This window comes from Rhodanobacter hydrolyticus, assembly GCF_044904645.1.
Window position 1 is genome coordinate 2524844 of record NZ_JADIKK010000008.1, and the last position, 22208, is coordinate 2547051.

The window sequence follows — 22208 nt, forward strand, 5'->3', positions numbered from 1 at the left end:
ACGCGCGTGGCCCACCTGGCGCGATGTCCCCCCAATCTTTCTGGTGGGCGGCATACATGCGCGACGTATGCCCTTCGTCCATCGCGCGGCGCGTGTGGTGCGGTTAGGCTGCACGCATCTCCAGCCACGGAAGTGTCCCATGCCTGCCCACTTGATGAACTACGTGATCATCGTGCCGTTGGTGGTCCTGATGATCTGGCGCCGCATCAGCCGCAATTTCGGCCGCCAGCCGATCCGGCGCGGACGCATGATCGTGCGCATCGCGATCTTCGCGGTGATCGGTGCCCTGTTGATGCTCGCTGGTCTGCATGACATCCGTCTGGCTGAAGGCCTGCTCGGGGGTGCGGTGGTCGGCGCGGCGCTGGGTTTCGCCGGCTTGCGCCTGACGCGCTTCGAGACCGACCCGGTGAAGGGCGACTGCTACGTGCCGAACCCGTGGATCGGCGCCGTACTCACCGCGCTGCTGCTGGGCCGGCTGGTATGGCGCTTCATGGCGTTGACGCCGCAGATGCAGCAGGCCCAGGCACTGGCCGCCAGCGCGCCGCCCGGTACGAGCATGCAGATGGGCTACCAGGCCAGTCCGCTGACGATGCTGCTGATCGGCCTGTTGGTGGGTTATTACATTGTCTATTTCGCCGGCCTGCTGGTGCACCACAAGCGTTACCAGCAATCCCACGCGACGACGGTTGCCTGAGAGCCTTTCAAGGCTCTTGATGGATTGCTTCCGCGCAAGAGAGCAATCGCCGGCGCCAGGCAAGGCGTGGAACAAAGTCGTTGGATGGCTCGCTGTGCCACCTCCGGGTTGCTTTGCGGACGTTTCGCGCGCCACGCCCTGTCTGGCTTGCGTCGCTATCGCGACCTCGGAGATCCTCGATTTCCATGGACGGCGCGGAATGGCCGCCACGCATATCGCGTGGGCGGGAGCCGTTCCGATGTCCGTGGTTCCGTCTCTTGGCTGACATCCCGCTCTCCACTCTTTCTTGCCAGCTCCGTTGTTCACCACCGCCTCCGCATTGGCTTGGGCTAGCGAGCAGATGGAATCCGGGTGCCGGCAGGCGACCGAAGCCGCCTTGTTCTTTGCGATAGCGCAGAACGCCCTTCGGTGGAGGTGGGCGAATTGGAAAGGTCGGACAGGCGCTCGCTCAGGGCGCCACGCTGAAGTCGATCTCCAGCGGGTACGGTGCAGGCGTCGCCGGCGGCGCGGGCAGGGTCAGGCCAGCGAAATGCGCGGCCATGCAATTGGCGACTGGCGTAGCCGGTTGCACCGCGATGTGCTGCGGCTTGCCATGCCCGTCCACGTCCAGCACCAGCGTGAACGGCGACTTGTCGTTCTTGGAAACGGCCAGGCAGCCCTTGTAGGCCGCTGCGGTGGAACCCTCGATCTGGCCCCACATCGTCTTCTGATAGGCCGGCCCGGTGGCGGCGGCCTCGGCCATCTTCGCGGCGTGCACGCGCGATTCGAAATCGCCGTTGCCGGCGGCGGCCGGCGAAGTGCCCAGCAGCAGGGCGAGGGCAAGGATGGTGGACATGGCGTGCGTGGTTCCTGCGGCGGCGGCTGCCGGAACCTTAGCAGCTTGCCTCGTCATGGATGGCCTGCTGGCGCAACCAGTCGGCGATCTCCGCACCCCGCATCGGCATGGCGATGTGGTAGCCCTGCACTTCGTCGCATTCCATGTCGCGCACGGCGGCGAGCACGCCGGCGGTTTCCACGCCCTCCATCACCACGCGGAAGCCGAGCTCGTGGCCCAGCGCCACCATCGCACGCACGATGGCCGCGTCGTGCCGGCGCGTGCCGAGGCCGCGCACCAGCGACTGGTCGATCTTCAGGCTGCTGGCGGGCATGTGGCGCAGTGCGTCGAGGTTGCTGTAGCCGATGCCGAAGTCGTCGATGGCGATGCCCACGCCTGCTTCGCGCAGGGCGACCAGCGTGCTGCGGGTGAGTTCGTTGTGATAAATCGCGGTGCCTTCGGTGAACTCCAGTTCCAGCCGGTTGAGCGGTACGCCATGGCGTACCGCTGCGGCGGCAAGCCGCGATGCCAGCGCGGAATCGAGATCGATGCTGGAGACGTTGAGCGACAACCGCACATCTATCCCTTCGCGCTGCCAGGCCGCCAGTTGCGCCAGGCCGTGGTCGAACACCCAGTCGGTCAGCGTGCGGATCAGGCCGGCCTGCTCGGCCAGCGGCACGAAGGTGCTGGGCGATACCGGACCCAGCGTGGGATGCCGCCAGCGCGCCAGCGCTTCCAGCGCCACGCAACGGTTGCTTTCCAGCTCCACGCGCGGCTGGTAGTGCAGTTCCAGTTCGGTGCCGTCGGACAGCGCGGCTGCCAATTCGGTGACCAGGAAGAATTCCTGCCGTTGGCGCTCGTCGTCGCTGCGGTTGTATACGGCCCAGCCGCTGGGGGTGCCCATGGCGATCCACGAGGCATTCATCGCCCGTCGCAACGGATCGCCGCCGCGCAGCTCGTGCGCTTCGACTTCCAGCAGGCCCACGCCGGGCTGCAGGCTGAGCGCGACGCCCAGGCAATCCACGGGCTCGCGCAGAGCGGCGACCAGTGCGTCCAGTTGCACGGGCGCCGGCGCGCCGTGGGCGCTCGGCAGCAGTACGGCGAGGCGGGTCGGTGCCACCATGTAGAGCTGCATGCCCGGTGTCGTCCATGCCTGCACGCGTTCGGCCGTCGCGCGTACCAGCGCATCGGCGTAGGCATGGCCCATCGCGCGTACGAAGGCGTTGAAGCGTGCCACCGGCGCGGTTTCGATCGTCGCCAGCCAGGCGGTACCGGAGCCGTGCGCGAGTTGCGCGCCGAGATCGGCAAAGAACGCACCGCGATGCGGCAGCCGCGTGGAAGGATCGATACGGCTGAGGTAGCTGCGCAGCGCCGCACCGGTGCCGGCCAATGCCGCGGCATCGCGCAGGGCGGCTTGCGCAGCACTGGCCAAGGCGAGGCGCGGGCGCCGATCGAACACGAACAACGCGCCCAGGCGTTGGCCATCCAGGCCAAACACCGGTTCGCAGGCGAAGAAGCCGACCGTGGCATGCGCAGGGTTGGCGCCGGCCGGAAGGAAGCGGGCGTCCTCGCGGGCATCGCACACGGTTTCGGCGACGCCGTGGCGCGCAATCCCGCGGCAGGCGGCCAACAGCGCGTCGTCCAACGGCAGCGCGTCCTGCAGGCCGGGCGTGGCGTACCAGAAGGCACTCCCGTCGCCCAGCAGCAGTGCTACCAGGGGTACGTCCAACGCATGGGTCGCCAGTCGCGCCACAGCTTCGAACCCGGGCAGGGCGTGATGCTCGGATTCGAAACCCGTCGTCGCGTGATCGGCGTCGGGTTGCCCGCCGGGGAGCGAACCCCGCGAGATTTCCATCGTCCCATCCCCCTCATGTGCGCCCGCATGGGGCACCCACGCAGGCTACTGCGCCGTCGGTAGGGTGGCAATGTTCAATCGACGCGGTGCGGCAATGCGAGGTAGGCCTCGCTCTGCATCTCGATCAGGCGCGATTCGGTGCGGCCGAATTCGGCGCGGTGGCGCTCGCCGTCGTACAGCTCGGTGATCGGCGCGGCGGCGGAGAGGATCAGCTTCACGTGGCGATCGTAGAACTCGTCGACCAATTGCACGAAGCGCTTCGCGGCGTCCTCGCTGTAGACATTGAATTGCGGCACGTCGGAAACGATGACCGCGGGGCCGGCCTTGGCCAGCGCGATGTAGTCGGCTACTGCGCGCGGGCCTTCGCACAGCGCGGCGAAATCGAACCACAGGATGTTGTCGGCGCGTTTGCGCAGCGGTATCTCGCGGCCGTTCACCGGCAGCACGCCGCCTTCGACGGCTTCGCCTTGGGCATGGTCGCGGAAGAGGCGCTCCAGCGCGCGCTGCGCCTCCGCGCCGGGCGGCGTGTAATACACCGCGGCCTGCGCCAGCGCGCGCAGGCGCCAGTCGCGCGAAGAAGCCATCTCGACCACGCGGCAATGCTGCTCCAGCAATGCGATGGCGGGCAGGAAGCGCGCGCGCTGCAGGCCGTCCTTGTAGAGGTTTTCCGGCGCGGTGTTGGAGGTGGTGATCAGCGCCACGCCGCGTGCGAACAGGCATTCCAGCAGACGCGCGAGGATCATCGCGTCTCCGATGTCGCTGACCAGGAATTCGTCCAGGCACAGCACGCGGCAGCGCGCGGCGAGACCGGCGGCCACTTCGGCCAGCGGATCCTGCCGTTCGCCCAGCTCGCGCATGCGCTCGTGCACTTCCTGCATGAAGCGGTGGAAATGCCGGCGCAGCGCGGTGCCGCGCGGCAGGCTGGCGGCGAACAGATCCATCAGAAAGGTCTTGCCGCGGCCCACCGTGCCCCACAGGTACAAACCCTGCAGCGCGGGCGCCGGTTCGCTGGCGAGCAGCGATTTCAGCCGGCCGAACAGGCCGGCGTCGCGTGGCGCGGCGGCGCACAGCGCGGCATGCAGGCGATCGAACTCGGGCAGCACCGCGAGCTGGGTGGGGTCGGCCTCCCAGCGGTGCGCGGCCACGCCTTCCTGGTAGCGCACGCTGGGTGCGGGCGAGAGGGTTTCGCTCATGCAACGGTCACCGGCATCGACGGCCCGTGCCGCCGCGATGCGCTCAGAAAATTTCCTTGATGTCGACCACCTGGCCGCGGGCGATGTAGATCTGCACGGTCTTGTCGCCCTGCACGTAGTCGAGTCGATAGGCGAGCACGGCGCCGTAGACGTTCTGCACTTCGGTTCTGCTGGCGGGGGCGCCCGCGATGGCGGTCACCTTTTCTTCCGAATCCCCGACCGTGATGACCTTGGAGCCGAAGCGGATGGTGTCGGCGGCCAGCGCCTGGAGGCTGAGCAACAAGCCGGCTGCCAATACGATCCATCGTTTCATGACATTGCCCTCGGGGATGGGAGTGGCCGGATTATAGGGCGTGGCCGCCACGCTCATCCGCGCGGGGGCGGCAGCCAGTCGGCGACGGCGTGCTTCACCGCGCCGCGCAGGTCCATCAGGCGGCGGTGGAAGAAATGGCCGGCCTCGGGCATGCGGACCAGTTCGGGCGGCTTGTCCATTGCGGCGATCCAATCGAATACCGCCTGCGGTTCGACCACCTCGTCGGCTTCGCCCATCACCACCAGCCATGGGCAGGCGGGCAATGCATCGCCCATCGTCCAGCGACCCACGGGTGGCGCGATGCTGACCAGCGCATCGGCCTGCAGCCGAACCGCGCTGCGGATGGTGACGTAACTGCCGAAGGAGAATCCGGCCAGCCACAGCGCGTCGCCCGGACGCACGCGGCGCAGCCACGCCACCACGGCGGCGAGATCCGCGCTCTCGCCGATGCCGTCGTCATAACTGCCAGCCGACGCGCCGGTGCCGCGGAAATTGAAGCGCAGGGTGTCCAGTCCCGACTCGCGCAGTGCGCGTTCCACCATCGTCACCACCTTGTTGTGCATGGTGCCGCCCTGCACGGGGTTGGGGTGGCAGACCACCACCGTGCCGGCGCGAGCGCCGGGGCGTTCGGCCAGGTCGGTGAGGGTCTCGAGCTTGCCGGCCGGCCCGGTGAGCGCGAAGCTGGCGGCCTGATCGGGGAAGCTGGCGGGATCGTCTGGAAATGCGCTGGGATTCATGCCGAGGATGATAGCCGCCGACGTGGTCGACCGCTCCCGACGATGCACGGGCAGGCGCCGATGAACCACCTGGCGCACCTGCTGCTGGCCGGCGACGACGAGGCGCTGCGCCTGGGCGGCCTGCTCGGTGATTTCGTGCACGGCGCACCCGATCCGGCGCTGCCGCCGCGCGTGGCGCTAGGCATCAGGTTGCACCGAGCCATCGACACCCATACCGATCGCCATCCGGAAGTGGCGGCGGCGCGGGCGCGATTCGCGCCGCCTTACCGCCGTTATGCCGGCATCGCGCTGGATCTGTGGTTCGACCACTGCCTGGCGCGCGACTTCGTGCATTGGAGCGCGGTGCCGCTGGCGACCTTCTCGGATACCGCACGGGCGTTGCTGTGGCGCCACGATGCGTACTTGCCGCCGGCCCTGCGCCGTTTCCGCGCCTACATGGATGCACACGACCTGCCGGCGGCCTATGCACGGAGCGAGGAGATCGGGCGCACCCTGGAAGGTGTCAGCGCGCGGCTGCGGAGGGACAACCCACTGGGCAGCATGTTGCCGCTGCTGGTGGCGCTGGATGCGCCGCTGCGGGCGCATTTCGAGGCGTTCTTTCCGCAGTTGCGGGAGTTCGCGCAGGCGTGGATCGGGGCCAATGCGAGGGACTGAAGCAGCCGTGTCGCTGGGTTCGCCCCTCATCCCGACCTTCCGCGCTCCTCAAAGCCGGTACCTTCCACGGCGGCTCCTCGTGCACTCTCCGGAGGGGAGGGGCAAATGAAAACGCCGCCCAGGGGGCGGCGTTTGCTCTGTCCTGATTTGAGCAGGACCTTACTTGGCCTGGTCGACGATCCAGGTCACCGCGGCCTTCACCTGCGCATCGGTGAGCGCCGGGTTGCCGCCCTTGGCCGGCATGAAGTTGCCGTCGGGACCGTGGTAACCCTCGGTGGCATGCTTGATCAGGGTGTCCAGGCCCTCGGCGATGCGCGGTGCCCACATCGCCTTGTTGCCCACCTTGGGCGCGCCGGCGACGCCGGCGGTGTGGCAGCTGGTGCACAGGTTGTCGAAGATGGTCTTGCCGTCGGTGGTGCCGCCATAGGCGACCTGCGAGGCGGCAGCCTTGGCTGCGGCTTCGGCCGCGGCCTGCATGGCGGCGCGGCCGGTATTGCCGGCGTATACCGCGCCGGCGGGCGCGATGCGCGCTTCGACCTGCGCCTGCACGCCCGGGTCGGTTTCCTTGGGTTCGTGGTCGTAGATGGCCAGCGCGACCAGGATCAGCACCACGGTCAGTGCCAGCAGTCCGCTGATCATTTTGGCGAACTGGTGCATGAAACCACGGTCGGAATCGTTCATGGAACCGCTCACGTAGGTACTCCAAGTCGATGATCGTGCGGAAGGCCCCTGTGACACGCGGCATGCCAAAGGCAGCCATGCGCCCGCACCTGCACGGCAGTAATGCGGCGCGCAAGTGCATCTCACGGAGTATAGACGAAGCCACCGGCAAGTTTGGAACCGCGGCTGCGGCCGTTTGTCCAAGCCCCGCGGATGGGGCGGTGGCCCCTGTCATTTACTTACCTTTACATCTCCACATGCCATCGGTCATGCCCTACCCCTGACCACTGGCATTGTTCCGTTTCGCTGCGCTGCACCTATGCTTCACCACAATCAGCCGGGCGCGGACCGCGTCGGCACGGGTTCCTGCATACAGTTGGTCGACACCGCATCCACCTCGGGAGTTTTCTGCATGTCGCGTTTTTGGAAGATCGCGCTGATCGTTGTCGCGGTGGTCGTCGTGGCCCTCGTCGCCGTGCGTCTGCTGCACAAGCCGGGTGGCGCGGGCGGCCCCGGCGGCATGGGCGGGGACAAGGACAATGCGCCGGTGCCGGTCACCGTGGTGCCGGTGGCGAAGGAGAACGTGCCGGTCTACCTCACCGCGCTGGGTACGGTGCAGGCGCTCAACACCATCTCGGTCAACCCGCAGGTGGGCGGCCAGCTGATCAAGCTGGATTTCACCGAAGGCCAGCAGGTGAAGAAGGGCGACTTGCTCGCCGAGATCGACCCGCGCACCTTCCAGGCTTCTTATGACCAGGCGCTGGCCAAGCAGAAGCAGGACGAGGCTTCGCTGTCCACCGCGCAGAGCACGCTGAAGCGCAACCAGGCGCTGGTTGCCAGCGGCTACGTGGCCGCGCTGGACATGGACACCTACCGCAACAACGTGAGCCAGCTGCAGGCTGCCGTGGTGCAGGACCGCGCCGCCGCCGAAAGCGCCAAGGTGAATCTCGACTACACCCGCATCATCTCGCCCATCGACGGCGTGGCCGGCATCCGTGCGGTGGACCCGGGCAACGTGGTGACCACCACCAGCACCATCGTCACCCTGACCCAGCTGCATCCGATCTACGTGATGTTCACCCTGCCGGAGCAGAACCTCGACCTGGTGCGCAAGGCGCAGCAGGCCGCGCCGCTGCAGGTGGCCGCGCTCGACCGCGTGGATGCGCACCCGGTGGCGAGCGACGGCATGCTGCAGGTGATCGACAACCAGATCGATTCCACCACCGGCACCTTCCGCCTGAAGTCGCAGTTCCCGAATGCGAACAACGCGCTGTGGCCGGGCCAGTTCGTCAATGTGCGCCTGCAGGTGCGCGTGGATGACGGCGCGCTGGTGATCCCGGCCGAGGCGGTGCAGCGCGGCCCGGACGGCGACTACGTCTACCAGGTGCAGGGCGACAACACGGTCAAGATGCAGCCGGTGGTCGTCGCCGGCGAAGTGGGCGACAGCCACGTGATGATCGGCAGCGGCCTCAAGGAGGGCGAGCAGGTGGTCACCGAGGGCCAGTTCCGCCTGAAGCCTGGCAGCAAGGTCAATCCGCTCAAGCCGGGCGAAGTGCCGCCGGCGCCCACCGAGGCCGATCTCAAGAAGGCCAAGCAGCAGGGTGCCCGTCACGGCGGCCGCTGATGACTGACTGAGACGCCCGCCGCCGTCGCGGCGGGCCTATGCACCACCTCCCGCGGCCGCGTGCCCCGGCGAGCAGGACGCCACCCGACAGCAGCACGGATACCCATGGGATTCTCGACGCTCTTCATCCGCCGCCCGATCGCCACCTCGCTCCTGATGGTGGCGATCCTGCTGCTCGGCATCCTTGGCTATCGCCAGCTGCCGGTATCGGCGCTGCCCGAGATCGAGGCGCCCAGCCTGGTGGTGACCACGCAATATCCGGGCGCCAGCGCCAGCACCATGGCGGTGCTGGTCACCACGCCGCTGGAACGCCAGCTGGGGCAGATCTCCGGCCTCACAATGATGAGTTCGGACTCGTCGGCGGGCCTGTCCACCATCGTGCTGCAGTTCGCCATGAACCGCGACATCGACGTGGCCGCGCAGGACGTGCAGTCCGCGATCAACCAGGCGCGCGGCGTGCTGCCCAGCAATCTGCCGTACCCGCCGATCTACAACCGGGTGAACCCGGCCGACGCGCCGATCCTCACGCTGTCGTTGCAGTCGGACAGCCGGCCGCTGCGCGATGTCAACGACTTCGCCGACTCCATCCTCGCGCAGAAGCTGTCGCAGGTGCCGGGCGTAGGCCTGGTGTCGATCGCCGGCAACGTGCGCCCCGCGGTGCGCATCCAGGTGAACCCGGCGCAGCTCGCCAACCTCGGACTCACGCTGGAGGACGTGCGCAGCGCGCTCACCCAGGCCAACGTCAACGCGCCTAAGGGCACCCTGAACGGCAAGACGCAGAGTTACTCGATCGGCACCAACGACCAGCTTGCGGATGCCGCTGACTACAAGGGCACCATCATCGCGTACAAGAACAACGCGCCGGTGAAGCTGTCCGACGTGGCCAGCGTGGTCGATGGCGTGGAGGACGACCAGCTCGCCGCGTGGGCCAACGGCAAGCCGGCGGTGCTGCTGGACATCCGCCGCCAACCCGGCGCCAACATCGTCGAGACGGTCAAGCAGATCCGCGCGATCCTCCCTGAACTGCGCTCGGTGCTGCCTGCCGACGTGCATCTCGACGTGTTCGCCGACCGCACCGTCACCATCCGCGCCTCGGTGGAGGACGTGCAGTTCACCTTGCTGCTGACCATCTTCCTCGTGGTCGCGGTGATCTTCGTGTTCCTGCGCCGGCTGTGGGCCACGCTGATCCCGTCCGTGGCGGTGCCGCTGTCGCTGCTCGGCACGTTCGGTGTGATGAGTTTCACCAGCATGTCGCTGGACAACCTCTCGCTGATGGCGCTCACCGTGGCCACCGGCTTCGTGGTGGACGACGCGATCGTGATGATCGAGAACATCGTCCGCTACATCGAGCAAGGCAAGGGCGGCCAGGAGGCGGCGGAACTGGGCGCGAAGGAAATCGGCTTCACCGTGCTGTCGCTGACGGTGTCGCTGATCGCCGTATTCCTCCCGTTGCTGCTGATGCCCGGCGTCACCGGCCGCCTTTTCCACGAGTTCGCCTGGGTGCTCACCATCGCGGTGGCGATCTCCATGCTGGTGTCGCTGACGCTGACGCCGATGATGTGCGCCTACCTGTTGCGTCCCGACCAGTTGCCCGAGAGCGAGGACGCGCACGAACGCCACCTCGCCGCTGGCAAAGTCACCGTGTGGGCGCGGGTCGTGGGTGTGTACGAGCGGTCGCTGGATTGGGTGCTCGACCACCAGAGGCTGATGATCCTGGTGGCGGCGGCCACGGTGGCGGTCACCGTGTTTCTCTACATCACCATTCCCAAAGGCCTGCTGCCCGAGCAGGACACCGGCATGATCACCGGCGTGGTGGAGGCCGACCAGAACGTGGCGTTCCCGGCAATGGAGCAGCGCACGCAGGCGGTGGCCGAGGCGTTGCGCAGGGATCCTGCGGTGAGCGGCGTGGCCGCCTTCATCGGCGCCGGCACGATCAATCCCACGCTCAACCAGGGGCAGCTCTCCATCGTGCTGAAGGATCGCGGCCAGCGCGACGGGCTGGACAAGGTTCTGCCGCGTCTGCAGAACGAAGTGGCCAACATCCCCGGCGTGGCGCTGTACCTCAAGCCGGTGCAGGACGTGACGCTGGACAGCACGGTGTCCGCGACCGAATACCAGTACGCATTGTCGGATACCGAATCGGCCGAGCTGGCTAAGTACGCCACGGCGATGACCCAGGCGTTGCGCCAGCGGCCCGAGCTGTCCGAGGTGGGCAGCAACCTGGCCGACCAGGGCAACTCGCTCAAGCTCACCATCGACCGCGACAAGGCGAGCCGCCTCGGCGTGCCGGTGCAGACCATCGACGACACGCTGTACGACGCATTCGGCCAGCGCCAGATCTCCACCATCTTCACCCAGCTCAACCAGTACCGCGTGGTGCTGGAGGTGGCGCCGCAGTTCCGCTCCACCACCGGTTTGCTTGATCAGTTGACAGTCCGTGGCAACGGCAACGGTGCGCTTACCGGCAGCAATGCCACCAGCTTCGGCCAGCTCACCTCCAGCAACTCGGCCACGCCTTCCGGCATCGGCAACACGGGCAACGTTGGCTTCAGCGTGGGCGCGGGCGGCACCATCCCGCTGTCCGCGCTGGCGAGCGCGCAGGCCACCAGCGCGCCGCTGGTGATCAGCCACCAGCAGCAGCTGCCGGCGGTGACGCTGTCGTTCAACGTGGCGCCGGGCTACTCGCTGTCCGACGCAGTGACCGCGATCCACGCGGTCGAGGCGCAGCTGAACTTCCCGCCCACGCTCCGCGGCGAGTTCATCGGCAAGGCGGCGGAGTTCTCCAACAGCCTGGGCGACGAAGTGCTGCTGCTGCTCGCCGCCATCGTGGTGATCTACATCGTGCTGGGCGTGCTGTACGAGAGCTACATCCACCCGCTGACGATCATCTCCACCCTGCCGCCGGCCGGCGTCGGCGCGTTGTTGGCGCTGATCCTGTTCGGCATGGACCTGTCCGTGGACGGCATCGTCGGCATCGTGCTGCTGATCGGCATCGTGAAGAAGAACGCGATCATGATGATCGACTTCGCGATCGAGGCGCAGCGCAACGGCATGAACGCGCGCGCCGCGATCCACCGCGCCTGCCTGTTGCGCTTCCGTCCGATCATGATGACCACCGCCGCGGCCATGCTGGGTGCGCTGCCGCTGGCGCTGGGTAATGGCATCGGCGCGGAACTGCGCCGGCCGCTGGGCGTCTCTATCGTGGGTGGCCTGCTGCTGTCGCAGCTGGTGACGCTGTACACCACGCCGGTGATCTATCTGTACATGGAGCGTTTCCAGGACTGGCTGCGCGCACGCCGCGAGCGGCGTGCGCTGGCGCATGCGCAGGCCGGTAGTGCGCGGTGAGTTCTTCCGCTTATTCCGACGCAAGCGCGGACAAGCGCGCAGCGCGCAGAACGTACGCAGGGCGGCCTCGAAGGGGCGAGCGTAGCGAGTCATCCAGTGGCTGCATCGCCTGTCCGGACCGTATCGTCACTGGACTCCGGTCTTCGCCGGAGTGACGGGCAAAGAGAACGCACGTTGAGCAACACGATGAACCAAAGTTTCCCAACACGGTGCCGGGCATGAACATTTCCGGCATCTTCATCCACCGTCCCATCGGCACCTCGCTGTTGGCGGCGGGCGTTTTCGTCGCCGGCCTGATCTGCTACATGCTGCTGGGCGTGTCGGCGCTGCCGGACATGCAGTTTCCCGCGATCTTCGTGCAGGCCAGCGAGGCCGGTGCGGATGCCACGACGATGGCCTCCACGGTGGCTGCGCCGCTGGAGCGGCACCTCGGCCAGGTGCCGGGCATCGAGATGATGAACTCGCACAGTTCCGAAGGCAGTACCTTCGTCTTCATGATGTTCGACGGCGGCGTGAACCTGGATTCCGTCGCGCGCGACGTACAGGCCGCGATCAATGCCGCGACCCCCGATTTGCCCGCCGGGGTGACGCCCAGCTACGAGAAGGCCAACCCGAACGACGACCCCATCATCGCCATCGCGCTGACTTCGCAGACGCAATCTGCCGGCGATCTGTACAACCTCGCCGATACCCTGCTCGCGCAGCGACTGCGCCAGTTGAAGGGTGTCAGCGAGGTGGACATCGCCGGCGCCGCCACGCCGGCGATCCGCGTGGACGTGAACCTGCGTGCGCTGAACGCGATGGCGCTGTCCCCGGACGACCTGCGCAACGCGCTTACCGCCGCCAACGTCACCTCGCCGGAGGGCTTCCTGTCCAACGGCAAGACCACCATGGCGATCAGCTCCACCGCCCAGCTGCACACCGCGGACGACTTCGCGAACCTGGTGATCGCGATGAAGAATTCCACGCCGGTGCGTCTGTCCGACGTGGCGCACGTCTACCAGGGCACGCAGGACGCCTACCAGTCCGCCTCGTTCCAGGGCAAGCCGGCGCTGCTGATCTACGTGTTCAAGAAATCCGACGCCAACGTGATCTCCACGGTGGACGAGGTGCGCGACCAGCTGCCGTTGCTGCGCAACTACCTGCAGCCGGGCACGAAGTTGACGCCATTCTTCGACGACACTGCCACCATCCGCGCCTCGCTGCACGAAGTGCAGGCCACGCTGCTGATCTCGCTGGCGATGGTGGTGCTGACCATGGCGCTGTTCCTGCGCCGGCTGGCGCCCACCCTGATCGCCGCACTCACCGTGCCGCTGTCGCTGGCCGGCGGCTTCGTGGTGATGTACATCCTCGGCTTCACGCTCAACAACCTCACCCTGCTCGCGCTGGTGATCGCGATCGGCTTCGTGGTGGACGATGCCATCGTGGTGATCGAGAACATCATCCGCCACATCGACGCCGGCATGACGCGCATGGAGGCCACGCTGGCGGGCGCGAAGGAGATCGGCTTCACCATCGTCTCGATCACCGCCTCGCTGATCGCGGTGTTCATCCCGCTGCTGTTCGCCGGCGGCATGACCGGCATGTTCATGCACGACTTCGCGGTGACCCTGGTGGCGGCCATCGTGATGTCGGCGCTGGTGTCGCTCACGCTCACGCCGGCGCTGTGCGGATTGTTCCTCAACGGGCACGACCAGGCGGAGAAGCCATCGCGGCTGGGCCATGCACTGGATCGCTTCCACGCCGGCATGCAGCGCATCTACAGCCGTGCGCTGGACATCTCGCTGCGCCACGCGCTGGCGTTCGCGCTGATGCCGCTGGCGCTGATCGGGCTCACTTTCTTGCTGTTCGGCGTGGTCAAGACCGGCCTGTTCCCGCAGCAAGACACCGGCCTGATCTGGGGCCGCGCCACGTCCAGCGCCACGGTGTCCTTCGGGCAGAGCGTGAATCGCATGCAGCGCTTCACCGACATGATCCTGGCCGACCCCGACGTGGCCAGCGTAGGCACACGCCTGGGCAGCAGTCGCCAAGGCACCAGCGGTTCGTTCAACATCGACCTCAAGACCCGTGCGCAGGGCCGCAGGGACGACATGTTCACGGTGCTGGCGCGGCTCACCGCCAAGGCCACGAAATACCCCGACCTCAACCTGCGCCTGCGCCCGCTGCAGGACCTGCCCAGCGCCGGCGGCGGCGGCACCAGCCAGGGGGCGCAGTACCAGATAGGCCTGCAGAGCGACAGCCTGGATGAGCTCCAGACATGGCTGCCCAAGCTGGTCAACGAGCTGAAGAAGAACCCCAAACTGCAGGACGTGGGCAGCGACGTGGACGAGCAGGGCCTGCGCCAGAACATCGTGGTCGACCGCGCCACTGCGGCGCGGCTGGGCGTGTCGCTAGGCACCATCGACGGCGCGCTGTACGACGCCTTCGGCCAGCGCCAGGTGTCCACCATCTACTCCGACATCAACCAGTATTCGGTGGTGGTGAACGCGTTGCCCAACCAGACTGCCACGCCGGAAGCGCTCGACAAGATCTACGTGAAATCCAGCTCCGGCACCATGATCCCGATCACCGCAGTGGCCAAGCAGGTGCCGGGGCTGGCGCCCTCGTCGATCTCGCACGAGAACCAGCAGACCACGATGGATCTGAGCTTCAACCTGGCCCCTGGCGCGAGCATGGGCGAGGCGATGGCCATCGTGCAGGCCACGGTGACGAACATGCGCATGCCGGGTGACATCAAGCTCAATCTCGGCGGCGACTTCCGGCGTTTCGACGAGGTGCAGAACGGCATGTCCCTGCTGGTGCTGGCGGCCATCCTCACCGTCTACATCGTGCTGGGCATGCTGTACGAAAACCTGATCCACCCGGTGACCATCCTGTCCACCCTGCCGGCGGCGGGCGTGGGTGCGCTGATGGCGCTGTGGATCACCGACACCGAGCTGTCGGTAGTGGCGCAGATCGCGCTGGTGCTGCTGATCGGCATCGTGAAGAAGAACGCGATCATGATGATCGACTTCGCCCTCGTCGCCGAACGCGAACACGGCAAGACACCGCTGGAAGCCGCGCATGAAGCCTGCCTGGTGCGCTTCCGTCCGATCATGATGACCACGATGGTGGCCATCCTCGCCGCGGTGCCCATCGCGGTCGGCTTGGGCGAAGGCAGCGAGCTGCGTCGTCCGCTGGGCATCGCGCTGATCGGCGGCCTGCTGATTTCGCAGAGCTTGACCCTGCTCAGCACGCCGGCGTTGTACGTGGTGTTCTCCTGCCTTGGGGCGCGCTTCAAGGCTTGGCGCGTGCGGCGCGCCGAAAGGCGTCGCATGAGGCGTGCGTTGCCGGCACGCGTGTCAGGTTGACGCGCTCGCCCCTCTCTCCATCGGGGGAGAGGGTTGGGGTGAGGGCGGGTGCTCGCGACAACCTTTCATTCCTCTCGCCCGCTTGCGGGAGATAGGTTGGGGTAAGGGGGCTTCTGCTCTTTGCGTGCTACCGCAAGATTCAGGGCGGTTTCGAGCCGCTGCCGCGGCCCGAGTCACTTTTCTCTTGCAGGCCAGCAAAGAGAAGTGACTTGAGCGCCGGTAGGCGATCGAAAGCCCGCTGCAGGCGAGCCAGGGTGCGGAAACGAATGGTGTTCGCGAGCGTCCGGCTGAACGCTTGTTCCCCGTCCCCGCGCGTAACCGCCCCCATCCCCTTAAGATGACGGCCCGGCATCCGCCGGGTTGCCTTCAGGGGGCATGCCACATGATCCGGTTTCCGTCGCGTTTCACGCGCAATGGCGTGGTGCGGGTGTTTGCCGCGCTGGCTTTCGTGGGTTGCGCCTGGGCGACGGTGTGGCCGGAGCCGCAGGCGCTGCAGAAGTTGTTCGTGCTGGTGTTGATGCTGTTCGTCACCGGTGCGTTGTTGTGCGCCACCTTGCGCCTCGCCTTTTCGCTGCTGCTGGGCGGCGGGTTGTTCTTCGCGCTGCGCTTCATCTCCGGCCTCAAGGAGAACTACCTCGAGACGGCGTTGATGCCGGCGGATTTCGTCTATTACGCGCGCTCCAGCCTGATTGCCACGCTGCGTCATTATCCGCACCTGTATCTGTTGGGCGTGGGGGTGCTGCTGCTGGTGCCGCTGCTGCTGGTGCTGGCGTGGCGGCTGGATCGCCCGTTGTCCACGCAACGGCGCGGCTGGGGCACGCTGGCCTGGCGCATCGGCGGCGTGCTGCTGTGCGCGGTGGCGTTCCGCGCGTGCTTGCTGCCGGAAGGGCCGTTCGCGGGGCTGCACAACCGCGACATCTGGGACAAGCTTTCCGACGACGCCCAGCTCACCAACTTCTTCATCAACATCAACGACGGCGGCGTGGCGATGCCGGTGATGTCCGATGACGCCACGGCGCAGCGCGAGTGGGCTGCCACCGCGAATGCCGTCGAAAAGCAGGCCAAGCCCGGTGCGCGGCCGGCGCCGTATCCCGATATCGTGCAGGTGCTGGAGGAAAGCACCTTCGATCCCTCGATCTACACCGCCTGCGCCGTGCCGGGCTGCAGGTTCGCACTGTTCCAGCCCGACGCACGCACGCGCGGCACCGGCCTGCTGCGCACGCACACCTGGGGCGGCGGCACCTGGGTCAGCGAGTTCGCCGTGCACACCGGGCTGCCGCAGGACATCTTCGGCAACGGCGGCATGTACGCGCCCTTTGTGCTGGCGCCGCATGTGCACGACACGCTGCCCGACCTGCTGCGCCGGCTGGGCTACCTCACCATCGCGATCTATCCCACCAACAGCGATTTCCTCAATGGCCGCGACGCATACCGCGCCTACGGCTTCGACCACCTCTACGGCGCGGAGGAGCTGGGACTCGACGAGTGGGACGAGACCGATGCACAGATGTTTGCCGCGGCCAAGCGCGTGTACGACAAGGTGAAGAAGCCGGGGCAGCCGGTGTTCGTGATGATCCTCACGATCAACCAGCACGGCCCGCACGACGACAACCCGATGAACAAGCTGCCGCTGCCCTGGCGAAACATGGTGCAGGGTCTGGGCAGCAAGGACGAAAGCGCGCTGGATTTCGACACCTACCTGTGGCGCCTGCACGATTCCGATGTGGCGATGCAGGGGCTGGAGCACGATTTCCTCGCTCGCGAGCAGCCCACCGTGCTGGTGCACTTCGGCGACCATCAGCCCTCCTTCGACGGCCTGATTCGCCCGCTCGCGCGCACGTTGCCGCCCGCGCTGGTGCCGCAGCGCGACTTCTTCACCTATTACATGGTCAAGAGCAATTTTTCCGGGCCGCCACTGCCGAGCTATCCCGCGCTCGATATCGCCTTCCTGCCGACCATGGTGCTCGAGGCTGCGGGTCTGCCGGCCGATCCCTATTTCTCCGCCGCTACTGCGTTGCGGGAGCGCTGCCAGGGTCGTTTCGACGACTGTCCGGACAAGGCGCTGCTGGCTTCCTACTACGCCTGGATCTTCCGGCAATTGCACGTGTATGAGTGAGCCGCGTGGCGCGTCGGCCTTGCATTGGCTTGCCGCTGCCACGCTGCTTGCCGCATGCGCCGCGATCGCTGGCGCGTTGTTGGCCCCGCATTCTCCTGACTGGATGTGGCTGCACTGGTTTGCCAAGCCATCGGCCACTGCCTTGATCTTCGCGCTGGCGTGGCAGGCGCGGCCGATGGTGTCGGTGAGTTACCGGCGCTTCGTACTGGTCGGCATCGCCTGTTCCTTGGCGGGCGACGTGTTCCTGATGCTGCCGGGCGACTTGTTCGTGCCGGGGCTGCTGGCGTTCCTCGCCGGGCATGTCTGTTTCACGACGGCCTTGCTTGGCGACAGCCGCTTCGCCACGCCGGCGTGGCCGCTGCTTGCCTGCCTTGCGTATGGCACGGCGAATCTGGTCCTGTTGTGGAGTGCGATTGCCGCGCCGCTGCGTGTGCCGGTGATCGTCTACGTGGCGGTGTTGTGTGGCATGGTCGGTCAGGCAGGGGCGCGTGCTTTGCGTGGCGATGCCTCGGCGCGGCTGGCGGCGCGTGGCGCACTGGTGTTCATGCTGAGCGACAGCGTGCTGGCCTGGGATCGCTTCCGTGGCCCGCTGCCGCTGGCCAGCCTGTGGGTGCTGGCGACGTACTATCTGGCGCTGTGGTGGATCGCCCGTTCAGTGCAGGGCGTGGAGCGCGAGGGCAGGGCATGAACACGCAGGAACTCATCATCACCTGGGCGACGCCGGTGTTCTTCCTGCTGATCGGGATCGAACTGGCAGTTGCCAGGCTGCGCGGGCGCGATGCGTATGCCAGCAACGACGCGATCAACAGCATCGGCCTCGGCGCGATCTCGCAACTGGTGGCGGTGTTCACCAAGCTGTTGACCATCGGCATCTATGCGTGGTTCGCGAATCGCTTCGCATTGTTCCATCTTCCCGCGGACAGCGTGCTGGTCTGGGTTGGCGCCTTGCTCGCCTACGACTTCTGCTACTACTGGCTGCACCGCCTGGGCCACGAAGTGAACATCCTGTGGGCCGCCCACGTGGTGCACCACCAGAGCGAGCGCTACAACCTTTCCACCGCGTTGCGCCAGACCGGCAGCGGGCCGTTGCTGGGCTGGATCTTCTACCTGCCGCTGGCGATCCTCGGTGTGCCGGTGCAGGTGTTCGTGGTGGTGGCACTGATCGACCTGCTGTACCAATTCTGGGTGCACACCGAACAGATCGGTCAGCTGGGCTGGTTCGACCGCGTGTTCTGTTCGCCGTCCAATCACCGCGCGCACCATGCGGTGAACGACCGCTACCTCGACAAGAACTACGGTGGCATCCTGATCCTGTGGGATCGCTTGTTCGGCACCTTCGTGGAAGAAGATGCCGCCGATCCGCCGGCATATGGCACGCGCTCGCCGCTGCGCAGCTGGAATCCGCTGTGGGCGAATGCGGAGGTGTACTGGCGCAGCATGCAGGATGCATGGCACGCACGTCGCTGGCGCGACAAGCTCCTGGTATGGATCAAGCCGCCGGGCTGGCGCCCGAACGACGTGGCGATGCGCTTCCCCAAGCCGGATTTCGCGATGCCCGTCGAGCGCTACGACCCGCCGATGGGCGTGGCGCTGAAATCCTACGTGCTGCTGCAGTTCGCCTTGCTGCTAGGGATGGTCACTCAGTTCCTGGGCATCACGGAGCACGCGGATCTGGCCACGCTGCTGCTCTACGCGGCGTGGCTGGTGGCCGGGCTGTGCGTGCTCGGCGCGCTGATGGAAGGCCGGCGCTGGGCATGGTGGATGGAAGGCCTGCGCATGCTGGCCGGCGCCGCGTTGCCGTTGGCCAGCGGACGCTGGTTCGGTGTGGCGCACCTGGACATCCGGATTGCGCTGGCCTTTGCGCTGGTGTTCGGCGCTAGCGCGCTGGCCTTGCCATGGTTGCGCGTCGCAGCTACCGAGTGAGCGTCCATTCGCCGGATCATGTCCTCCGGCTCGCCGCAATACCAAGGCCCAATGGCAGCATGGCGCGCTGCGCCTACAATGCGGGGGTCCCCACCACGGAGTCCCCGAATGAGCAGTCTCGACGGCAAAGTCGCCCTCATCACCGGCGCGGCCAGCGGCCTCGGCAAGGCGATTGCCGAGCTGTATGCGAAGAACGGCGCCGCGGTGGCGATCTGCGATATCAATCAGCAGGCGGCGGATGCCGTCGCCGCGGAAATCAACGCCTCGGGAGGCAAGGCCATCGGCGTCGCGATGGACGTCACCGACGAAACCGCGGTGGACACGGTCACCGACAAGGTGGTGGCGGCGTTTGGCCATCTGGACATCCTGATTTCCAACGCCGGTGTGCAGATCATCAATTCCATCGACCAGTTCAGCTACGCGGACTGGAAGAAGATGCTGGCGATCCACCTCGACGGCGGTTTCCTCACCACGCGTGCCGCGCTGCGCCACATGTACAAGGGCGATCGTGGCGGCATCGTGATCTACATGGGTTCGGTGCATTCGCACGAAGCGTCGAAGCTCAAGGCACCCTATGTTGCCGCCAAGCACGGCCTGCTTGGCCTTGCGCGCACGCTTGCGAAGGAAGGCGCGGCGCACAACGTGCGCTCGCACGTGATCTGCCCCGGCTTCGTGCGCACGCCGCTGGTGGAGAAGCAGATACCCGAACAGGCGAAGGAGCTGGGCATCAGCGAAGCCGATGTGATCAGGAACGTGATGCTGAAGGACACCGTGGACGGCGTGTTCACCACGGTCGAGGACATCGCGCACACGGCGCTCTACCTCGCTACCTTCCCGAGTGCGGCATTGACCGGGCAGAGCATCGTGGTGAGCCACGGCTGGTACATGCAGTGAGCAGCGCTGCGGGTGTGGCGCCGAAGTCGCTTGCCGCGCAAGTGGCGCGCGACTATCGCTGTGTAGCCCTGGTGCTGCAGGGCGGTGGTGCGCTGGGTGCCTACCAGGCTGGCGTGGTCGAGGCGCTGGAGGAAGCGCAGCTGCGCCCGGACTGGATTGCCGGCATCTCCATTGGTGCACTGAACGCGGCGATCATCGCGGGCAACCCGCCGGATCGCCGCGTCGAGCGTCTGCATGCGTTCTGGGATGCGATCTGCCAACCGGCGACATGGCCTGCATCGTCGTGGCTGGATGCCAGCTATTGGCCGCTGCCGTTGCAGAGCGGCTTGAGCGGGCTCGCCGCGTGGCGTGCATTGGTCGAAGGCCAGCCCGGCTTTTTCCGTCCGCGCGTGCCGCCGCCGTTCCTGCAGGCGCACGCCACGCCCGCTACCGCGAGCTGGTATGACACCGCACCGCTGCGCGCCACGCTGGAGCGGCTGGCCGATTTCGACCGCATCAACGATGCGCGCGAGATGCGCGTGTCGGTAGGCGCGGTGAACGTGCACAGCGGCAACTTCGCCTACTTCGACAACACGAAGGAACGCCTGCGGCCCGAGCATTTCATGGCCTCCGGCGCGCTGCCGCCGGGCTTTCCCGCGGTAGAGATCGACGGCGAATTCTGGTGGGACGGCGGCGTGGTCTCCAACACGCCGCTGTACGCAGTGCTGACCGAGCGGCCGCAGCGCGACATGCTGGTGTTCCAGGTCGATCTGTGGAGCGCGCAGGGCGAACTGCCGCGGGACCTCGCCGGCGTGGCCGAACGCAGCAAGGAGATCCAGTATTCCAGCCGCACCCGGCTGACGACGGAATACATGCGCGAGAACCGCCGCCGCCAGCGCCTGTTGAAGGAATTGATGGCGATCGTGCCGCCCGAGCGCCGTGATGATCCTGCTTATCGTCGCGCCGAACGCGAGGCGCGCGGCGCGCTGGTGAACCTGATCCACCTGATCTACAGCGACAGGCCCTGCGAAGGGCACTACCGGGATTACGAGTTCAGCGCCGCCAGCATGCGCAGCCACTGGCAGGGCGGCATCGACGACATGCGCCGCAGCCTGATGCAGCCGGGATGGTTGGACCTGCCGTCGCCTGAGCAACCGTTCGTGACGCACGACGTGCATCAGGCATGAGATGCACTCTCTCCGATGAGTGCATCAGCCGAGGTAGGGGCCGCCGGTCTCGCCCCAGCCCCAGTGGGGCATGGGTGCCTGATCGGTGGGTGCCTGGTCGAGACGAGAGTTGAGCACGGCCAGCCGCGTACCCCATTCCACATAGCCGACGAAGGCGGAACGGAATTCCGGATCGTCCGGCAGGCCGGCGGCATCGGCGCATTCCAGCAGCAGCGCCATCCAGCGCGCACGCTGCGCTTCGTCCAGGTGCCGCCCCACATGCTTCATCAGCATGGCGCGGTGGCCGCCGCGCTCCTGGCTGTAGAGCGGCGCGCCACCTAAGACTTCGGCCAGGAACAGCGCCACAAACCGTGGATGGTGCGCGTCCATGCGGGCGAACAAGGGGGCAAGCAGCGGATCGTCCGGCACCCGCTGGTAGAAGATGTCAGTGAGATGCTCCAACGCGGGCAGGCCGCCGGCCCAATCGCAAAGGGTGGGAACCTTGCCGTCGCTCATGGCGCTTCTGTCCGCTGCACCGCCGTCACACCGTAGTGGCGCATCTCCTCGATCATGCCGACGTAGGGTTTGATCGACGCGAAGAATGCGCGAAATTCGACGCTGCCGCGGAAGCCTTGCATGTGGCCCTCCACCGAATCCCACTGGATGCGCAGGATGTAGCTGCCCGGTTCGTCCAGGCATCGGGCCAGCTCGTAGCCCCGGCAATGCGCGGAAGCATCCAGGCTGCGCCCTGCTTCCGCATAGTCCTGTTCGAACCGCGGAGCGTCCGATGGAGGAATCTTGTAGCGGATGTACTCGACGATCATGCTTTGTCCTCGCGGATGAGTCGTGGGAGCCGCCTTGCATTCTCCGGCCGTCTGCATACGGAAAGAT

The 22208-nt window shown here is 66.8% G+C and carries 18 protein-coding genes; 10 read left to right on the forward strand and 8 right to left on the reverse strand.

Translation table 11 applies throughout. The features are described from left to right. The first annotated feature begins 139 nt into the window (after positions 1-139). A complete protein-coding gene (locus ISP25_RS14000; protein ID WP_404614718.1) occupies positions 140-694 on the forward strand; it encodes a DUF1453 domain-containing protein in 555 nt (184 codons plus the stop codon). A gap of 448 nt (positions 695-1142) precedes the next feature. On the opposite strand, the gene ISP25_RS14005 is transcribed toward ISP25_RS14000, so the two are convergent. The 5 genes from ISP25_RS14005 to ISP25_RS14025 form a co-directional block, all read right to left on the reverse strand. Next, the gene (locus tag ISP25_RS14005; RefSeq protein ID WP_192160320.1) at positions 1143-1529 is read right to left on the reverse strand and encodes a peptidase C13; all 387 of its coding nucleotides are present in this window, start codon (positions 1527-1529) and stop codon (positions 1143-1145) included. Positions 1530-1566: 37 nt separating this feature from the next. Then, positions 1567-3363, reverse strand: a complete 1797-nt coding sequence (locus ISP25_RS14010) for a putative bifunctional diguanylate cyclase/phosphodiesterase (RefSeq protein WP_404614720.1) — start codon at positions 3361-3363, stop codon at positions 1567-1569. Positions 3364-3437: 74 nt separating this feature from the next. Beyond that, positions 3438-4556: a cell division protein ZapE gene (gene zapE, locus ISP25_RS14015; protein ID WP_404614722.1), complete on the reverse strand. Its 1119-nt coding sequence runs from the start codon at positions 4554-4556 to the stop codon at positions 3438-3440. A 43-nt stretch (positions 4557-4599) separates the two neighbouring features. Continuing rightward, a complete protein-coding gene (locus tag ISP25_RS14020) occupies positions 4600-4869 on the reverse strand; it encodes a DUF2845 domain-containing protein (RefSeq protein ID WP_192160326.1) in 270 nt (89 codons plus the stop codon). A gap of 53 nt (positions 4870-4922) precedes the next feature. Next, positions 4923-5606, reverse strand: coding sequence for an alpha/beta hydrolase (locus ISP25_RS14025; RefSeq protein WP_404614724.1), 684 nt, complete (start codon positions 5604-5606; stop codon positions 4923-4925). Between the two features lie 60 nt (positions 5607-5666). On the opposite strand from ISP25_RS14025, the gene ISP25_RS14030 reads away from it, so the two are divergent. Next, positions 5667-6260 carry an acyl carrier protein phosphodiesterase gene (locus tag ISP25_RS14030; RefSeq protein ID WP_192160330.1) on the forward strand — a complete coding sequence of 198 codons (594 nt, stop codon included), beginning with the start codon at positions 5667-5669 and terminating at the stop codon, positions 6258-6260. Positions 6261-6419: 159 nt separating this feature from the next. Here ISP25_RS14030 and ISP25_RS14035 read toward each other — a convergent pair whose 3' ends face one another. Further along, on the reverse strand, positions 6420-6941 hold the full coding sequence (locus ISP25_RS14035; protein ID WP_192160332.1) for a c-type cytochrome: 522 nt from the start codon (positions 6939-6941) through the stop codon (positions 6420-6422). 391 nt (positions 6942-7332) lie between these two features. Between ISP25_RS14035 and ISP25_RS14040 the strand changes: the two genes are divergently transcribed. From ISP25_RS14040 to ISP25_RS14075, 8 genes are all read left to right on the forward strand, one after another. Next, positions 7333-8544 (forward strand): efflux RND transporter periplasmic adaptor subunit, encoded by a 1212-nt coding sequence (locus ISP25_RS14040; protein ID WP_192160334.1) that lies wholly within the window; start codon positions 7333-7335, stop codon positions 8542-8544. Between the two features lie 105 nt (positions 8545-8649). After that, positions 8650-11889, forward strand: a complete 3240-nt coding sequence (locus tag ISP25_RS14045; RefSeq protein WP_192160336.1) for an efflux RND transporter permease subunit — start codon at positions 8650-8652, stop codon at positions 11887-11889. 218 nt (positions 11890-12107) lie between these two features. Continuing rightward, on the forward strand, positions 12108-15239 hold the full coding sequence (locus tag ISP25_RS14050) for an efflux RND transporter permease subunit (RefSeq protein WP_404614727.1): 3132 nt from the start codon (positions 12108-12110) through the stop codon (positions 15237-15239). Between the two features lie 382 nt (positions 15240-15621). Further along, on the forward strand, positions 15622-17355 hold the full coding sequence (locus ISP25_RS14055; protein WP_404614729.1) for a sulfatase-like hydrolase/transferase: 1734 nt from the start codon (positions 15622-15624) through the stop codon (positions 17353-17355). After that, the gene (locus ISP25_RS14060) at positions 17348-18043 is read left to right on the forward strand and encodes a lysoplasmalogenase (RefSeq protein ID WP_404614731.1); all 696 of its coding nucleotides are present in this window, start codon (positions 17348-17350) and stop codon (positions 18041-18043) included. The genes ISP25_RS14055 and ISP25_RS14060 overlap by 8 nt, the downstream gene beginning before the upstream one ends. Next, positions 18040-19278 (forward strand): sterol desaturase family protein, encoded by a 1239-nt coding sequence (locus ISP25_RS14065; RefSeq protein WP_192160345.1) that lies wholly within the window; start codon positions 18040-18042, stop codon positions 19276-19278. Before ISP25_RS14060 ends, ISP25_RS14065 begins: the two co-directional genes overlap by 4 nt. A 108-nt stretch (positions 19279-19386) precedes the next feature. After that, entirely contained in the window at positions 19387-20172 is a 786-nt protein-coding gene (locus tag ISP25_RS14070) for a 3-hydroxybutyrate dehydrogenase (RefSeq protein WP_404614733.1), read from the forward strand. Next, positions 20169-21338: a DUF3734 domain-containing protein gene (locus ISP25_RS14075; protein ID WP_404614735.1), complete on the forward strand. Its 1170-nt coding sequence runs from the start codon at positions 20169-20171 to the stop codon at positions 21336-21338. The genes ISP25_RS14070 and ISP25_RS14075 overlap by 4 nt, the downstream gene beginning before the upstream one ends. Positions 21339-21362: 24 nt before the next feature. Here ISP25_RS14075 and ISP25_RS14080 read toward each other — a convergent pair whose 3' ends face one another. Further along, the gene (locus ISP25_RS14080; RefSeq protein WP_404614737.1) at positions 21363-21833 is read right to left on the reverse strand and encodes a group II truncated hemoglobin; all 471 of its coding nucleotides are present in this window, start codon (positions 21831-21833) and stop codon (positions 21363-21365) included. Then, positions 21830-22141 carry an antibiotic biosynthesis monooxygenase family protein gene (locus ISP25_RS14085; protein ID WP_404614739.1) on the reverse strand — a complete coding sequence of 104 codons (312 nt, stop codon included), beginning with the start codon at positions 22139-22141 and terminating at the stop codon, positions 21830-21832. Before ISP25_RS14085 ends, ISP25_RS14080 begins: the two co-directional genes overlap by 4 nt. Positions 22142-22208: the final 67 nt, after the last annotated feature.

What these genes read in the sequence shown, in the direction of transcription:
- ISP25_RS14055 (WP_404614729.1), top strand. Translation starts at nt 15,622, where the DNA reads ATGATCCGGTTTCCGTCGCGTTTCACGCGCAATGGCGTGGTGCGGGTG.
- ISP25_RS14085 (WP_404614739.1), bottom strand. Translation starts at nt 22,141, where the DNA reads ATGATCGTCGAGTACATCCGCTACAAGATTCCTCCATCGGACGCTCCG.
- ISP25_RS14005 (WP_192160320.1), bottom strand. Translation starts at nt 1,529, where the DNA reads ATGTCCACCATCCTTGCCCTCGCCCTGCTGCTGGGCACTTCGCCGGCC.
- ISP25_RS14060 (WP_404614731.1), top strand. Translation starts at nt 17,348, where the DNA reads ATGAGTGAGCCGCGTGGCGCGTCGGCCTTGCATTGGCTTGCCGCTGCC.
- ISP25_RS14000 (WP_404614718.1), top strand. Translation starts at nt 140, where the DNA reads ATGCCTGCCCACTTGATGAACTACGTGATCATCGTGCCGTTGGTGGTC.
- ISP25_RS14030 (WP_192160330.1), top strand. Translation starts at nt 5,667, where the DNA reads ATGAACCACCTGGCGCACCTGCTGCTGGCCGGCGACGACGAGGCGCTG.
- zapE (WP_404614722.1), bottom strand. Translation starts at nt 4,556, where the DNA reads ATGAGCGAAACCCTCTCGCCCGCACCCAGCGTGCGCTACCAGGAAGGC.
- ISP25_RS14010 (WP_404614720.1), bottom strand. Translation starts at nt 3,363, where the DNA reads ATGGAAATCTCGCGGGGTTCGCTCCCCGGCGGGCAACCCGACGCCGAT.
- ISP25_RS14045 (WP_192160336.1), top strand. Translation starts at nt 8,650, where the DNA reads ATGGGATTCTCGACGCTCTTCATCCGCCGCCCGATCGCCACCTCGCTC.
- ISP25_RS14050 (WP_404614727.1), top strand. Translation starts at nt 12,108, where the DNA reads ATGAACATTTCCGGCATCTTCATCCACCGTCCCATCGGCACCTCGCTG.
- ISP25_RS14020 (WP_192160326.1), bottom strand. Translation starts at nt 4,869, where the DNA reads ATGAAACGATGGATCGTATTGGCAGCCGGCTTGTTGCTCAGCCTCCAG.
- ISP25_RS14040 (WP_192160334.1), top strand. Translation starts at nt 7,333, where the DNA reads ATGTCGCGTTTTTGGAAGATCGCGCTGATCGTTGTCGCGGTGGTCGTC.
- ISP25_RS14080 (WP_404614737.1), bottom strand. Translation starts at nt 21,833, where the DNA reads ATGAGCGACGGCAAGGTTCCCACCCTTTGCGATTGGGCCGGCGGCCTG.
- ISP25_RS14065 (WP_192160345.1), top strand. Translation starts at nt 18,040, where the DNA reads ATGAACACGCAGGAACTCATCATCACCTGGGCGACGCCGGTGTTCTTC.
- ISP25_RS14025 (WP_404614724.1), bottom strand. Translation starts at nt 5,606, where the DNA reads ATGAATCCCAGCGCATTTCCAGACGATCCCGCCAGCTTCCCCGATCAG.
- ISP25_RS14035 (WP_192160332.1), bottom strand. Translation starts at nt 6,941, where the DNA reads ATGAACGATTCCGACCGTGGTTTCATGCACCAGTTCGCCAAAATGATC.
- ISP25_RS14070 (WP_404614733.1), top strand. Translation starts at nt 19,387, where the DNA reads ATGAGCAGTCTCGACGGCAAAGTCGCCCTCATCACCGGCGCGGCCAGC.